The organism is Peribacillus sp. SIMBA_075, from assembly GCF_046534585.1.
This window is the reverse complement of the sequence record NZ_JAWRYN010000455.1, coordinates 1-278: the sequence shown is the minus strand read 5'-3', so window position 1 is coordinate 278 and position 278 is coordinate 1. Positions and strand designations below refer to the sequence as shown.

The window sequence follows — 278 nt, the reverse complement described above, 5'->3', positions numbered from 1 at the left end:
ATCGATAAAGACAATGCCAAAAAGATCAACGCACTCATTAAGCAATCTGGGATCAAAGTGAAGTCGCAGTTTCAGGATGACCAAGTGCGTGTAACAGGGAAAAATAAAGATGATTTACAAGAGGTCATTTCACTCATGCGCAAAGCAGATTTGCCGATTGACGTCCAATTTATAAATTTTCGATAAATTTTAAATTTTCCATTGATTATTTTCGATTTTTTCGTTACAGTTGATGGAAGTTCAATTCATTGACATGTTCATATCGCTTTCTTATCAAG

1 protein-coding gene is annotated in these 278 nt (G+C 34.5%); it reads left to right on the top strand.

Annotated features, from left to right (window positions below; genetic code table 11):
- A partial coding sequence (locus SB775_RS28980; RefSeq protein WP_410864662.1) for a nucleotide-binding YajQ family protein occupies positions 1 to 186 on the top strand: 186 nt, incomplete at its 5' end.
- Between the last annotated feature and the right edge of the window lie 92 nt (positions 187 to 278).